Origin of the sequence: Bacillus sp. FSL W8-0640 (assembly GCF_038007725.1) — a bacterium.
Taxonomy (GTDB): Bacteria; Bacillota; Bacilli; order Bacillales; family Bacillaceae_G; genus Bacillus_A; species Bacillus_A cereus.
In genome coordinates this window covers 3528115-3542312 of record NZ_JBBOXT010000001.1, presented here as the reverse complement: position 1 = coordinate 3542312, position 14198 = coordinate 3528115, and the positions used below count along the sequence as shown (strand labels likewise).

Genomic DNA, 14198 nt, shown 5'->3' with positions numbered 1-14198 from the left:
AAAAAAGTAAGTATAGAAGAAGTTTGTATAAATATGCAGATAATTCCCTTTCTTTTCAAAATAAAAATAATGAAAAAGTATGTCATATTGAATGCCCATACATTCACGGAAACATTGATTTTTTTATAAAAAATCAAAAAAATATCAACATATTTGTCGATACATGTTGTATAATCTTGCGTGGGAAGCTATCATATAAATGTATAAAACGTTTACTAATATAAGCGAAGGGAAGAATAGCATGTCACATTCAATCGAACAACTTTCTATCAACACGATTCGCACATTATCCATCGATGCGATTGAAAAAGCAAACTCTGGTCACCCAGGAATGCCAATGGGTGCAGCACCAATGGCTTATACATTATGGACTCAATTTATGAAACACAATCCAAATAACCCAACGTGGTTTAACCGTGATCGTTTCGTATTATCTGCAGGTCATGGTTCAATGTTATTATACAGCCTACTTCACCTATCTGGTTATGATGTAACAATGGATGACTTAAAGAACTTCCGTCAATGGGGAAGCAAAACTCCAGGACATCCTGAGTACGGTCATACAGCTGGTGTAGATGCAACGACTGGTCCACTTGGACAAGGTATTGCAACTGCTGTAGGTATGGCAATGGCTGAAAGACATTTAGCTGCTAAATATAACCGTGATGCGTATAGTGTAGTAGATCATTATACATACGCTATTTGTGGTGATGGAGATTTAATGGAGGGCGTTTCTGCTGAAGCATCTTCATTAGCTGCTCATTTACAATTAGGTCGTCTTGTTGTGCTTTATGATTCAAACGATATTTCATTAGATGGCGATTTAAATCGTTCATTCTCTGAAAGTGTAGAAGATCGTTACAAAGCATACGGATGGCAAGTAATCCGTGTTGAGGATGGAAACGATATTGAAGCAATCGCGAAAGCAATTGAAGAAGCGAAAGCTGACGAAAAACGCCCAACGCTAATTGAAGTAAGAACGACAATTGGTTTCGGTTCTCCAAACAAATCAGGAAAATCAGCTTCACATGGTTCTCCACTTGGTGTAGAAGAAACGAAATTAACGAAAGAAGCATATGCTTGGACTGCTGAGCAAGACTTCCACGTAGCAGAAGAAGTATATGACAACTTCCGTAAAACAGTACAAGATGTTGGTGAAACTGCGCAAGCTGAGTGGAACACGATGCTAGGTGAATATGCACAAGCATACCCAGAATTAGCAAACGAATTCCAAGCAGCAATGAACGGTCAACTTCCAGAAGGTTGGGAGCAAAACCTACCAACTTATGAATTAGGATCAAAAGCAGCAACTCGTAATTCTTCTGGTGCTGTAATTAATGCAATTGCAGAGTCTGTACCATCATTCTTCGGTGGATCTGCTGACCTTGCTGGTTCTAACAAAACATACATGAATAACGAAAAAGACTTTACAAGAGATGATTACAGCGGTAAAAACATTTGGTACGGTGTACGTGAGTTCGCAATGGGTGCAGCAATGAACGGTATTGCACTACATGGTGGTTTAAAAACTTACGGTGGTACGTTCTTCGTATTCTCTGATTACTTACGTCCAGCAATTCGCCTTGCAGCATTAATGCAATTGCCAGTAACGTATGTATTCACACATGACAGTATCGCTGTTGGTGAAGATGGTCCAACACATGAACCAATCGAGCAATTAGCAGCGCTTCGTGCAATGCCAAACGTTTCTGTTATCCGTCCTGCTGATGGTAACGAATCTGTTGCAGCTTGGAGACTTGCTTTAGAATCTACAAACAAACCAACTGCTTTAGTATTAACTCGTCAAGACCTTCCAACATTAGAAGGTGCAAAAGATGATACGTATGAAAAAGTAGCAAAAGGTGCATATGTAGTTTCTGCAAGCAAGAAAGAAACGGCTGATGTAATCTTACTTGCAACTGGATCTGAAGTAAGCCTAGCTGTTGAAGCTCAAAAAGCATTAGCAGTAGACGGCGTTGACGCAGCTGTTGTCAGCATGCCATCTATGGATCGCTTCGAAGCTCAAACTGCAGAGTACAAAGAATCTGTATTACCAAAAGCAGTAACAAAACGTTTCGCAATCGAAATGGGTGCTACATTCGGATGGCACCGTTACGTAGGTCTTGAAGGAGATGTGTTAGGTATCGATACATTCGGTGCTTCTGCTCCTGGTGAGAAGATTATGGAAGAGTATGGATTTACTGTAGAGAACGTTGTTCGTAAAGTAAAAGAAATGCTTTAATGATTTCAGAAAAATCTCTCCGGCATGGAGAGGTTTTTCTATGTAAATGAGTTTTTTCGACAGAAAAAGTTTTTTATCTCTCCGCAGTCAGACAATCATTGCAAATTTTCTTATATATAATGAAGAGAAAAGGTTGTCCAGATTGGGAGTGGAAAAATGAAAACGTATGAATTGTATTTAATTCAAGAGGATATTGCGAAAGCTTATTTTGGTCGTGAATATTTGTTTTTTGATTTATTTGCTCGATTTTCAGAATCTGGGTCCCTTTCGGAGAAAAAAGTGTTATATAAGCAAATGATGTATATAACGATGCCATTGCAAGTAATGAAAATTCATCATAAATTAGAACAAGCTTTGCGCGTTCTTGGTAAATATGATAGAACACATCATACACATACACTTTATACGGGAGCGGAGTACGGCGAAATAATGGTGAAACCGCACTATATTCGTATGAATACCTCTGGAAATGTCTCTATGGAAACAACATTCTTTGAGGTGTTAAGAAAGTGTGAATTAACATTTTTAGCTATGGATTATGAAAATACAAAGTACGGATGGCTGAATCCTCTAAAACAAGTACGAACATATGTGTAAAAAATGTCGAATTGTATCTTGTCTTATTGAAAAGGTTTTAGTACACTGTAAGGTAGACAACATGAAGGAGGAAAATATATGCCAATTTGGTTAGGTATTCTAGTGGGCGTAGTAGCACTAGTAGCAGGCGTGGCGTTAGGATTTTTCATTGCCCGCAAATATATGATGAATTACTTACAAAAAAATCCACCAATTAACGAACAAATGTTAAAAATGATGATGATGCAAATGGGACAAAAACCTTCCCAAAAGAAAATCAATCAAATGATGAGCGCAATGAACAAGCAACAAATGAAATAAGCGCTAAAAGACACTCGCTAAGAGTGTCTTTCTTTTTGTTAGTTATAGTTTTTAAAACTTTTAAAAATTCTGTATTTTTGGTAAACTGAAAACATCGCTCATTTTAAGGGAGGAGGAAAAAAATGAAAGTGTTTATGAATTTAGCGTGGTTTTTTAAACAAGAAAAACGAGCGTACATAACTGGAATTATTTTATTGTTTGGCGTTGCACTTTTAGAACTTGTAGCACCAAAAGTAATTGGAATCGTTGTAGATGAAATTAATGATGGAACATTGACGACCGATAAGTTACTAAAATGGGTTGTACTATTAGTAATTGTAGGCATTACGATGTACATATTACGTTACATATGGCGTATTATGATTTTCGGGTCTTCATTAAAATTAGCTCGCCAATTACGAAAAAATTTATATGAACATTTTACAAAGATGAGTCCATCTTTCTATCAGTCAAATCGAACAGGTGATTTAATGGCACATGCGACCAATGATATTCAAGCGATCCAGCAAACTGCTGGAGCAGGTGTTTTGACGCTTGTTGACTCATTAGCTGTCGGAGGATGTGTACTCGTAGCGATGGGTTTTACAATTAGCTGGAAGTTAACATTATTAAGTTTAATTCCAATGCCGATTGTAGCTATTTCGACAAATTATTATGGAACTTTATTACATAAAAGGTTTCATAAAGCACAGCAATCGTTTTCGGAAATCAATGATAAAGTGCAAGAGAGTATGAGTGGAATGAAAGTGATTCGCTCGCTTGGACAAGAGAAAGAAGATTTGCAGGCGTTTCGAAGAAAATCAGAAGATGTTGTACATAAAAATGTGTTAGTTGCACGTATTGATTCGTTATTTGATCCGACAATCTCTCTTATCGTTGGATTTTCTTTTTTAATCGCAGTATGTTATGGATCGGTATTAGTTGTAAGAGGTGAATTAACAGTAGGTGATCTCGTTACATTTACGACATATTTAGGTACCCTCGTTTGGCCAATGTTAGCGTTTGGATGGTTATTCAATATTATGGAGCGTGGGCGTGCTTCATATGACCGTGTAGAAAAAATTCTTTCACAAAAATCAGATGTAGTAAATAGCGAAAAAGCTGTACAGACAATAGCGAGCGGTAATGTTTCGTTTGCCGTTGATTCATTTTCGTATAAGAAAAATGAATTCTTACATTTAAACGATATTCACTTTGATTTGAAGAAGGGCGAAACGCTAGGAGTTGTAGGACGTACAGGCGCAGGGAAAACAACTTTATTAAAATGTTTAATCCGTGAGTATGATCATTTTAATGGTGAATTAAAAATTGGGGAGCGAGATATTCGAGATATAACACTTCATGGTGTCCGTTCTGCCATTTCATACGTGCCGCAAGATCATTTTTTATTCTCAGCAAGTATTGGTGAGAATATTGCCTTTGGAAAGGCGGATGCTACATATAATGAAATTACCCAAGCTGCAGAGATTGCTTGTATTCATAATGACATCCTCCAATTTTCAGAAGGATATGAAACAGTAGTAGGGGAAAGAGGTGTTTCGTTATCTGGTGGTCAAAAACAGCGAATCTCTATTGCTCGTGCTTTATTAACAAATGCTGAAATTTTAATTTTGGATGATTGTTTATCAGCAGTAGATGCAAAAACAGAAGAGACGATTTTAAGTGCCTTAAAGAGGGAAAGAGCAGGGAAAACGACGATTATTACTGCACACCGATTAAGTGCAATTCAGCATGCCAATCTTATTCTTGTTGTTGATGAAGGTAGAATTGTACAAAGAGGTACACATGAGGAATTAATGAAGGAAAACGGCTGGTATAAGGAAATGTATGAAAGCCAGCAATTAGAAGCTTTAGTCGAGAAAGGAGGCGTATGATGGTAGAGAAGAAGCGAAGTGATTTAAGTAGATTGCTTTCCTATATGAAGCCATATAAAGGGTTGCTATCTTTAGCATTTATCTTTTTAGTTGGTGCGACAGTAACGGAAATGATGGGTCCTTTTTTAATTAAACAATTCCTCGATGAACACCTAGTACCGCGGGATTTTGAACGATCAGCGCTCGTTACTTTATTTGTAATTTACATAGTTGCTCATTTATTAAAAGTATTATTTACGTATTTAAATCTATTGTACTTTCAGAACATTGCTTTTAAGATTGTTCAAGATATGCGAGTTGAAGTATATGAACATGTTCAAAAGCTGTCATTAAGTTTCTTTGATCGTACGCCGATTGGTACACTTGTATCGCGTATAACAAATGATACGGAAGCGATTAAAGATTTTTATGTTAGTGTATTATCAACATTTGTGAAAAATGTAGTCTTTTTAGTAGGTATTTTAGTAGCGATGTTTTTATTAGATGTAAAATTAGCGCTATTTTCTCTCGTATTAATTCCGATAATGTTTGCGATTATGGCATTATATCGCCGGAAAAGTGCAGCTTTTTATTTAGAAGTACGTAATCAACTAAGCGTGTTAAATGCAAAGTTGAACGAGTCCATACAAGGAATGAATATTGTTCAAGTGTTCAGACAAGAAAAACGTATGAGAAAAGAGTTTGAAGAAGTGAATAATAAACATTATAGTGCAGGGCGACGTACTTTGAAGTTAGACGCATTACTTTTACGACCAGCTACGGATTTAGTGCATATTGTAGCTATTGCGTTAGTACTAGGTTTATTTGGGATTGATGCTTTAAAGAGCCCTGTTGAAGTAGGAGTTTTATATGCTTTTGTTAACTATATACATCGTTTCTTCCAACCTGTAAATGAGATGATGATGAAATTGTCCTTTTTCCAACAGGCACTTGTTTCGTCATCACGTGTATTTCATTTAATGGACGAGAAAGATTTAGCACCGGTTCAAAAAGGCAATGAGAATCCTCAAGTTGTGGATGGGGATATTGAATTTAAAAATGTTACTTTTTCATATGATGGAAAGCGTGACGTTTTAAAAAATGTATCATTTCACGTGAAACAAGGGCAAACGGTTGCTTTTGTTGGGCATACTGGTAGCGGAAAAAGTACGATTATGAATTTGTTAATGCGATTTTATAATATTAAGTCAGGAAATATTGTAATAGACGGTGTAGATTTAGAAAAATTTGAAGAACGAGAAATTAGAAAGAAAATAGGACTCGTATTGCAAGATGCATTTTTATTTGCTGGAAATGTAAAGCAAAATATTCGTATGTATAATGAAGAAATTACGGATGAAGAAGTAAAAGAAGCTGCTCGATTTGTGCAAGCAAATACGTTTATTGAAAAGTTACCAAAACAGTATGAAACAGAAGTAGTAGAAAGAGGTGCAGCATTTTCAAGCGGTCAACGACAATTAATTGCTTTTGCTAGAACGATAGCAACGAATCCGAAAGTATTAGTATTAGATGAAGCAACAGCTAATATCGATACAGAAACAGAAGAGGCTATTCAAACAGCGTTGCAACAAATGCGAAAAGGTAGAACGACGATAGCCATTGCGCATAGGTTATCTACAATTCAAGATGCAGATCAAATTTTTGTGATGCATGATGGAGAGATAGTAGAAAGAGGAACACATCAAGAATTACTAAGTGAGCAAGGTTTGTATTATAATATGTACTTGCTACAAAATAAAGTGAGTTTGCAAAAGGCCTTGTAATACAAGGTCTTTTTTATTTTGTATACAACATATGTTTACTCTTTGTTTCTATAGCATAAATGTTGTGTCCTCTTATGAAACTTGTACATATTGTATGTATACGAAGTAAAAAAATTGATAGGAGATTTTATATGCAAAACAGATCAAGTTCAAATGTTACGTTTATTGATGTGTCTCATTGGGAAGGGAATATTGATTGGAATGCAGTGAAGGCATCTGGAATTCCAGCAGCGTATGCAAAAGCGACAGAAGGTGTAAACTACATTGATCCTACTTTTACTAAGAATGTACAAGCAGCACGAAATGCGAATGTATTAATTGGTGCATACCATTTTGCACGCCCAGAACAAAATGATGCAATTTCAGAGGCGAAATATTTTGTGGGTATATTACAAAATAACCAGACAGACTTAATGCCAGTTCTGGATTTAGAATCACCAACAGATCCGAGCAACAGTAATTTAACTGGTAACGCTATATCGAATTGGGCAAGAAGCTTCATAAATTATGTGAAACAGGCTACTGGAAAAGATGTAATGTTATATACAGGAGTTTGGTATATTAATGAGTTCGGAATTAACGGATTAAGTGATATACCGCTTTGGATTGCTAAATACTCGAGTACACCGCCTGCTGATGCTGGTGGATGGACAGCGTGGACAGCGTGGCAGTACACAGATTCTGGACAAATTTCAGGCGTAGGAAATTGTGATGTATCAGCTGCAGTTTCATTAGAAGCTTTAAAAGGGAATGGAGCAAGTGGTGGAGGTAATGTTTCCCCGCCTAATAATGCAACTCCAGTGTATGGGGTTGCTATAATTAATGGAGATAATGTGAATTTGAGAAGTGGACCATCTTTACAGTCTAGTGTAATTCGCCAATTGAATCGTGGCGAAACATATGAAGTTTGGGGAGAACAAGATGGATGGCTTTGTTTAGGGACAAATCAGTGGGTATATAATGATCCGAGTTATATTCAGTATAAACATTATGTGGCGACTATTACTGGTGATAATGTAAATTTGCGTGATGCTCCATCATTAAATGGAAATGTTATAAGACAGTTACATCAGGGTGAATCGTATCGAGTGTGGAGTAAGCAAGATGGATGGCTTTGCTTAGGGACAAATCAATGGATATACTACGATCCGAGTTATATTCAGTATGGTGTACAATAGAGTGAAAATAAAAGGTGCCCCGTCAGAGGTGCCTTTTATTAAAAATATACAACTTTTACAAAGTCTATATCGAAACCATAGTATACTATAGTAGATATATTTATAAAAAATAATCGAAAATGAAATAAAGGAGTAAAAATATGAATTATGTGCTAATAGGTGCGATTTTAATATTATTAGCTGTAGCATTTGTGCTGTTTTATAAAAATAAACAGTTAGAATCAGAGAGTCGGCAAGTAGAATTTGAAAAGAAACAAGCGATTGAAACGTATAAAAATGAAATTGCAGCTACAGTGATAGAGCATAAAGAACAACAAAATAATTTAAAAAATATGGAACAGAAAAAATACAATGATTTACAAGTAAGTGCAAATAGAGAAATTGAAAATATGCGTATGATGAAAAATCAATTAGCTATGCAGCATAGTAAAGAACGTAGTGAAATACAAAATAAACATAATAACGAAATACATATGTTTCAAAAATTAATTGCAAATTTACGAGAATATACTAAAAACGGTGCTGAAATGAATACGTACGAAACATTACATTATATGAAGCGAGGATTCATAGAGCAAGGCATCATATTAGATGCTGAAATTCAAATCATGCCGAATGTTTTTATTAAAAATAATAGTGAAATAAACGATAATCGAATCCATCATCTCATCTTGTGCAAAACTGGTATTTATCTACTTGAGACGAAAGAATGGGAAGAGAAATTAATTCATGGTTTAACGAAAGAAAATGCTGGTATATATTCATTTATGATTGATGAAATGGGTAAGTATCAACAAGAAGTTGAAAAAGAAGAGACATTTGAATATATAGTAGGTAAAGATTCGTCAACTATACAAGTGAAAAATGAAGGAAATCCAGTATATAAGGTGAAGAAACTATCTCAAATTTTATACAATTGTTTGAAAGAAATGCAGGCTAATAGTATAAAAGAAAAGGTAAAACCAGTTGTATATTTTTATAATGAAAATGGAAAAGAAATAATAGATCTTTCTAGTGAGGAAACACCTAGATTAAAAAATCGGGAGCAAATTGTAACGTTCTTCAGAAATGAAATCTTAGCAGGGAAAGTAGTATATACAGTGCAAGAATTAGAACAGATTCGAGAAATGATTAGCCGGATGAATTATATAGTGAGTTAAAAGGGGAGATCTTTCTGAACGCTATGCTACGTGGCATTTTGTATGTCTATTTTTGTTTGTATATAGTAATGTACATTCTATTTATATTCGTCATTGATATGGTCCATATACCCTTAAGTGTAAGGAGCATTTTTGTAGTATTCATACCATTTGTTTTATTAGTCATGATTCAAAGGGCTATTTTATATGTTTCTAAAAATCGTAATGAAGAAAAGAAGCAAATGTTGGGGGTTTTAATAGTAGCACTCATACCATTAATAGTGTGCACTGTACAACTAAGTGTAAATGAATATACATCAAAGTTTAATCAAAATAGATGGTTAAATCATGCAGATAAGCGGGTATATATGGTAGATGATCTATTACAAAAATATAAATTAATAGGGAAATCAAATGAAGAAATTATACAATTGTTAGGAGCTCCAACGGAAACGAGAAGTGGGGAAGAAGGAGTTACCACTTTGTATTATCTTGGGACTGAACGTGGCTTTATTCCAATAGATAGCGAACAGCTTGTTTTCCAATTTGATAGAGATGGAAAAGTCATGGAATATACGGTGCATAAAGATTAAAGAAACGTAGAGGGAAGCTATATGTTATAGCTTCTTTTTTATTTTTCAATATGTCACGGAAGGGGGAGAAGGTTTTTGAGTGGAATAAGGAATGAAAGCGGAGGTGATGCATATATATAGATGCATTGGGTGATTATTAGTCCGATTGGTGAGGGGTAATAATTAATAAGTACGGACAAAAACCCCACTCATTAAAGTTTTACTTTATCATATTGTATAAATGAAAAGGAGGTAAGACGGTGAAAGCAATCCCGACTGATGTCCTGAGTAAAGAATTGATGGAAAGAGAAGGAGTTATATCTATTACAGTAAAGGAATTTGAAAAAATAGAAGTAGCTGGAGTAGTGGTCGCTGGTCCAGCGGTTATTTTGATTAATCAAGATTAAGTACATATTTTTGAAATAAAAAGCATCCGTCTAGGATGCTTTTTATTTGTATGTAAGGATAAATATGATGGATAATTGTGTTACTGGAGGGAAAATCTGTGGCAATTATTATAACAATGTTAGTAATGGGTATTTTATTAGGATTTGTTGGAGCTGGAGGAGCTGGGTTTATTATCGCGATACTCACTTTAGTATTTCATATTCCTATTCATGTTGCTCTTGCAACATCTTTAACTGCAATGGCATTTACGACATTATCAGGTGTTGTCAGTCATTACCGTGAAGGCAATGTTGCATTTATTATAGGCGGGATTGTTGGAGGATTTGGCGCAATTGGCTCTTATATTGGTTCTAAATTTGGTTCACTTATACCAGCACATCTTCTTCATTGGTTTACAGCTGGGATGTTATTTTTATCGGCAATTTTTATGTTTATTAAATTAATTATGTTCCAAAACAAAGAACAGTCATCTTTATATAAGCATAAAGAGTTTTCCATGAACTACTTGTTGAAATGTATATGCCTTGGATTAGTTACTGGAATGATGGCTGGTTCATTTGGGATTGGTTCTGCACCGTTTATTCAGCTTGGATTAATGGTTCTATTGAGACTAACGATTCAGCAATCTGTAGGGACAACGATGCTTGTTATATTACCGATTGCAATTGGGGGTGGGCTAGGATATAGTTCGGAAGGATATTTAGATTATATATTGTTATTGCAAGTATTAATCGGGACCATGTTAGGGGCATATATTGGCGCGAAGTTTACAAATTATGCACCGCGAATGCTTTTGAGGTTTTCGATGATTATGACACCGGTTTTAGCTGGATGTATGCTATTGATGGAATAAGGTGAAATTATAATAAGTAGGGGGTTACTGCTTACAAATAGCGGGATAAAATTAATATAGCAAACTATTAATATATTTTACGAATGAATTATGTAGGTAATTCATATTTCCCATATAAAAGGATTTGTTTTAATATTATGAGTGTAAAGTTCGAGTATTCGAAGTACTACTTGAATTATATCCCTATCCCTTTTCTAAAAATGCGAACAAGTTTTGCCCTATTCTATTCAATAGTTAATTGTATAGAAATATATTGTTCGATGACCATTATGGAACGTACATAATGGGAAAATCCCGATCCTTAAAGAGGATGCCCCTAATCTTCATGTGAAAATATGATCGGATAAGAAAGCTGACCAATTGATGGTCAGCTTTCTTTTTGTTCAAAAACAATTTTTTCTTTAATTTCTGTTTGTAATAATACAGTTTTTCCGAAGCGACGTTTGCATTCCGCACGCACTTTTTCAATGGCTAGTAGCTGAGTAGTGGCGGGAACTGTGACAGTAGCTTGGCGAGGCTTTCGATTTTCTTCACAAAAGACACATTCCACAACATAATTAGAAATCATATTTTCATCCTTCCAGTTTTAATTTCTAAGAAGGGATTGCCTATGAAGTTGATGTAATCTTTCGTCATTGTTTTATTTTTTTCCTCTTTTTTTCAAGGGGAAAATAAAAAAGAGGGCGAATTTTAGTAGGGGAGGGATGTTTATGGAGAGATGGATAGGTAGTGCAGCGGTATGTGTAAATGAAAGAAAGGAAGTTTTAATGGTACTGCAGGGCAAAGAGGGAGAAGAAAAAAGGTGGTCTGTCCCAAGTGGAGGACTTGAAAAGGGAGAGACACTAGAAGAATGTTGTATTAGGGAAGTTTGGGAAGAAACAGGTTACAATGTGGAAGTTGTAAATAAAATATATGAAAAAGAGGGTATTACATACGGTGTTCCAGTGTATGTCCATTATTATTTTGTTAAACAAATAGGCGGTAATATGAAAATCCAAGATCCTGATGAGTTAATACATGAAATTGCTTGGAAAGGGATACATGAAGTTGAACAATTGTGTTTAGCTTTTCCAGAGGATTATGAATTGCTGTGCCAATATATAGATAAAGAAGCAAGTATGTAAATACTTGCTTCTTTAATGTATCCAAGACAAGAAAAGCGGAACGATAACTAAACTAGCGCCTGCTGTTAAAAGCATAGATAAACTTGCAATTGTTCCTTCCACAGGACCGATTTCGAATGCTTTTGATGTACCGGTTCCATTTGCGCTTGTTCCTAACATAATACCTTTTGCGATTGCTGTTTTAATACGGCAAATACGTATGAGAGAAGGACCGAGCAATGCTCCTGTTAAGGCAGTTAAAACGACAAATACAGCAGTTAATTGTGACATGCCACCAATCATTTCTGAAATAGCCATTGCGATTGGTGTTGTTACGATATGTGGCGCTAAACTATGTTCTAGTGATGAATCAATTTGAAAATAATTTGCTAGTAGTGCTGAAGTAATGACTGATAAAAACGAACCGACAATGACATTAAGTAAGATAGCCATTCCATGTTTCTTTAATAAATCAAAGTATTTATAGATTGGCCATGCAAAAGCAACTGTTGCGGGTTTTAATAATTCAGTTAACCAATGACCACCAGATTCATATGTTTCATAAGGTGTATCTAATCCGAGCAATAAAGCAATTAAAATAATGGGACAGACGAGAAGAGGAGAAAGTAGACTCCAATTCCAGCGTTGATACATTTTTTTTGATAGCCAATATGTGAATAGTGTTAATAGTAAACAAAGAAATCCGATCATTGCGTTGATCCTTTCCGCTTTAGTAGCAATTCTGTTAAAAGTCCTGTAACTAAGGTAACGCAAAGAGTGCTAATCATAATAATTAAAATGAGATCGATTCCATATTGTGTTAGTGTATCTCTGTAACGTATGACAGCGACTGCAGAAGGGATGAAAAATAAAATAAGTTCTTTTAATAAAAAATCTGCTCCGTCCTGTATCCATTCTTTTTTAACTAGGTTAAATTTTAATGAAATTAATAATAAGAAAATACCGATTATACTTCCTGGAACTGGGAGGTGTGCCTGTTTTGCAATCCATTCACCTGTCCAAGCGAAACAAAATAGTAATAAAATTTGTCCGCTTAACTTCCACCATTTCATACAGTAACCACCTCTTTCTTTTGTTACATAAAAATTGTAAAAAAGAATTAACAATTTCTACTATACGTTCATTCAAAATATTTGTCTAATATATAAATTATATGTTATTAATATATAAGACATATTAATCGAAAGTGAAAAGGGTGTCCAAAAATGGAATTACGGCATTTGCAATATTTTGTTGTTGTGGCAGAAGAGTTACACTTTGGACGGGCGGCTGCTCGTTTACAAATGACACAACCACCACTTAGTCAACAAATACAGCAATTAGAAAAAGAAATGGGAGTTACATTATTTTCAAGAACGAAAAGAAAGGTTGAACTAACAGAAGCAGGAGAAATGTTTTTAAAAGAAGTAAAAAAAGCGTTTGAACAAATTGAAAAAGCAGTAGAAGTTGCACAAAGTGCGCAAAGGGGAGAAGTAGGATCACTTTCAATTGGTTTTGTAGGTGCGGCGATATATGATATTTTACCATCAATTGTTAGGGAATATAGAAAGAAATTTCCGAGAGTGTCTGTTGCATTACATGAATTGTCAACACCAGATCAAGTTCATGCACTTCATGATAACCGTATCGATATTGGCTTTTTACGTCCACCAATTCCAACGCAATTATTAGAATTAGAGCCAATTCAAAGGTTATCTTGCACTTTGTGTTTACCAAAGGCACATCCACTTGCAGAGAAAGATGAAATACATATAGAAGATTTACGAGATGAGCCGTTTGTATTTATTACGAGACCAGTATGGCCAGCTTTGTATGATACAATTTTATCTCTTTGTAGAGAAGTTGGATTTAGTCCACGTATTGTACAAGAAGCAACAGAGTATCAAACAGTTATGGGGCTTGTAGCAGCAGGGATTGGAATTACAGTAATACCCGTGTCGGCAAATAAGTTATATAAAACAGAAGTTGTATATAAAGAGTTATATGATTCTAATTTCGTTGCAGAAATGTCAGTGGCTTACAAAAAAATGAATAGTAATCCAGAGCTGCTAGAGTTTTTAAAAATTGCAAGAGAGAAGAAAAGAATAGAAGTAGAAGATGAGTAATAGTAGTAACAGAAAATGGATTTGATTCAAATCCATAAAAGTA

At 35.1% G+C, this 14198-nt stretch carries 15 protein-coding genes; 12 read left to right on the top strand and 3 right to left on the bottom strand.

Annotated elements, in window-relative coordinates; translation table 11 throughout:
• Positions 1-241: 241 nt before the first annotated feature.
• The 10 genes from tkt to N2V80_RS18150 all read left to right on the top strand — a co-directional run bounded on the left by tkt (position 242) and on the right by N2V80_RS18150 (position 10926).
• The gene (tkt, locus tag N2V80_RS18195) at positions 242-2242 is read left to right on the top strand and encodes a transketolase (RefSeq protein ID WP_000019782.1); all 2001 of its coding nucleotides are present in this window, start codon (positions 242-244) and stop codon (positions 2240-2242) included.
• 156 nt (positions 2243-2398) lie between these two features.
• Positions 2399-2839: a sporulation inhibitor of replication protein SirA gene (gene sirA / locus N2V80_RS18190; protein WP_000860645.1), complete on the top strand. Its 441-nt coding sequence runs from the start codon at positions 2399-2401 to the stop codon at positions 2837-2839.
• Positions 2840-2917: 78 nt separating this feature from the next.
• Entirely contained in the window at positions 2918-3139 is a 222-nt protein-coding gene (locus N2V80_RS18185; protein WP_001123317.1) for a YneF family protein, read from the top strand.
• Positions 3140-3261: 122 nt separating this feature from the next.
• Positions 3262-5013 carry an ABC transporter ATP-binding protein gene (locus tag N2V80_RS18180; RefSeq protein ID WP_061655827.1) on the top strand — a complete coding sequence of 584 codons (1752 nt, stop codon included), beginning with the start codon at positions 3262-3264 and terminating at the stop codon, positions 5011-5013.
• Positions 5013-6776 (top strand): ABC transporter ATP-binding protein, encoded by a 1764-nt coding sequence (locus N2V80_RS18175; RefSeq protein WP_061655826.1) that lies wholly within the window; start codon positions 5013-5015, stop codon positions 6774-6776. The genes N2V80_RS18180 and N2V80_RS18175 overlap by 1 nt, the downstream gene beginning before the upstream one ends.
• 131 nt (positions 6777-6907) lie before the next feature.
• Positions 6908-7954 carry a GH25 family lysozyme gene (locus N2V80_RS18170; protein WP_061655825.1) on the top strand — a complete coding sequence of 349 codons (1047 nt, stop codon included), beginning with the start codon at positions 6908-6910 and terminating at the stop codon, positions 7952-7954.
• 140 nt (positions 7955-8094) lie between these two features.
• Entirely contained in the window at positions 8095-9114 is a 1020-nt protein-coding gene (locus N2V80_RS18165) for an NERD domain-containing protein (protein WP_061655824.1), read from the top strand.
• Between the two features lie 23 nt (positions 9115-9137).
• Positions 9138-9686, top strand: a complete 549-nt coding sequence (locus N2V80_RS18160; protein ID WP_000943751.1) for a hypothetical protein — start codon at positions 9138-9140, stop codon at positions 9684-9686.
• Between the two features lie 239 nt (positions 9687-9925).
• Entirely contained in the window at positions 9926-10072 is a 147-nt protein-coding gene (locus N2V80_RS18155; RefSeq protein WP_000644411.1) for a BC1881 family protein, read from the top strand.
• Positions 10073-10170: 98 nt separating this feature from the next.
• Entirely contained in the window at positions 10171-10926 is a 756-nt protein-coding gene (locus N2V80_RS18150) for a sulfite exporter TauE/SafE family protein (protein WP_000974654.1), read from the top strand.
• A 367-nt stretch (positions 10927-11293) separates the two neighbouring features.
• Here N2V80_RS18150 and N2V80_RS18145 read toward each other — a convergent pair whose 3' ends face one another.
• On the bottom strand, positions 11294-11494 hold the full coding sequence (locus tag N2V80_RS18145; RefSeq protein WP_061655823.1) for a DUF3903 domain-containing protein: 201 nt from the start codon (positions 11492-11494) through the stop codon (positions 11294-11296).
• A gap of 142 nt (positions 11495-11636) precedes the next feature.
• Here N2V80_RS18145 and N2V80_RS18140 point away from each other — a divergent pair, with 142 nt between their 5' ends.
• Positions 11637-12050 (top strand): NUDIX hydrolase, encoded by a 414-nt coding sequence (locus tag N2V80_RS18140; RefSeq protein ID WP_000442977.1) that lies wholly within the window; start codon positions 11637-11639, stop codon positions 12048-12050.
• A 12-nt stretch (positions 12051-12062) separates the two neighbouring features.
• On the opposite strand, the gene N2V80_RS18135 is transcribed toward N2V80_RS18140, so the two are convergent.
• Positions 12063-12740, bottom strand: coding sequence for an LrgB family protein (locus N2V80_RS18135; RefSeq protein WP_000578965.1), 678 nt, complete (start codon positions 12738-12740; stop codon positions 12063-12065).
• Positions 12737-13102, bottom strand: a complete 366-nt coding sequence (locus tag N2V80_RS18130) for a CidA/LrgA family holin-like protein (protein WP_000872365.1) — start codon at positions 13100-13102, stop codon at positions 12737-12739. The genes N2V80_RS18135 and N2V80_RS18130 overlap by 4 nt, the downstream gene beginning before the upstream one ends.
• 153 nt (positions 13103-13255) lie before the next feature.
• Here N2V80_RS18130 and alsR point away from each other — a divergent pair, with 153 nt between their 5' ends.
• Positions 13256-14155, top strand: coding sequence for an acetoin biosynthesis transcriptional regulator AlsR (gene alsR, locus N2V80_RS18125; RefSeq protein ID WP_000423234.1), 900 nt, complete (start codon positions 13256-13258; stop codon positions 14153-14155).
• Positions 14156-14198 lie beyond the last annotated feature (43 nt).

Bases quoted from the DNA above. Each gene is read 5' to 3' on its own strand.
- N2V80_RS18135 (WP_000578965.1), bottom strand. From the start codon at position 12,740: ATGATCGGATTTCTTTGTTTACTATTAACACTATTCACATATTGGCTA.
- sirA (WP_000860645.1), top strand. From the start codon at position 2,399: ATGAAAACGTATGAATTGTATTTAATTCAAGAGGATATTGCGAAAGCT.
- N2V80_RS18180 (WP_061655827.1), top strand. From the start codon at position 3,262: ATGAAAGTGTTTATGAATTTAGCGTGGTTTTTTAAACAAGAAAAACGA.
- N2V80_RS18185 (WP_001123317.1), top strand. From the start codon at position 2,918: ATGCCAATTTGGTTAGGTATTCTAGTGGGCGTAGTAGCACTAGTAGCA.
- N2V80_RS18145 (WP_061655823.1), bottom strand. From the start codon at position 11,494: ATGATTTCTAATTATGTTGTGGAATGTGTCTTTTGTGAAGAAAATCGA.
- N2V80_RS18175 (WP_061655826.1), top strand. From the start codon at position 5,013: ATGGTAGAGAAGAAGCGAAGTGATTTAAGTAGATTGCTTTCCTATATG.
- N2V80_RS18170 (WP_061655825.1), top strand. From the start codon at position 6,908: ATGCAAAACAGATCAAGTTCAAATGTTACGTTTATTGATGTGTCTCAT.
- alsR (WP_000423234.1), top strand. From the start codon at position 13,256: ATGGAATTACGGCATTTGCAATATTTTGTTGTTGTGGCAGAAGAGTTA.
- N2V80_RS18165 (WP_061655824.1), top strand. From the start codon at position 8,095: ATGAATTATGTGCTAATAGGTGCGATTTTAATATTATTAGCTGTAGCA.
- N2V80_RS18130 (WP_000872365.1), bottom strand. From the start codon at position 13,102: ATGAAATGGTGGAAGTTAAGCGGACAAATTTTATTACTATTTTGTTTC.
- N2V80_RS18140 (WP_000442977.1), top strand. From the start codon at position 11,637: ATGGAGAGATGGATAGGTAGTGCAGCGGTATGTGTAAATGAAAGAAAG.
- N2V80_RS18160 (WP_000943751.1), top strand. From the start codon at position 9,138: ATGCTACGTGGCATTTTGTATGTCTATTTTTGTTTGTATATAGTAATG.
- tkt (WP_000019782.1), top strand. From the start codon at position 242: ATGTCACATTCAATCGAACAACTTTCTATCAACACGATTCGCACATTA.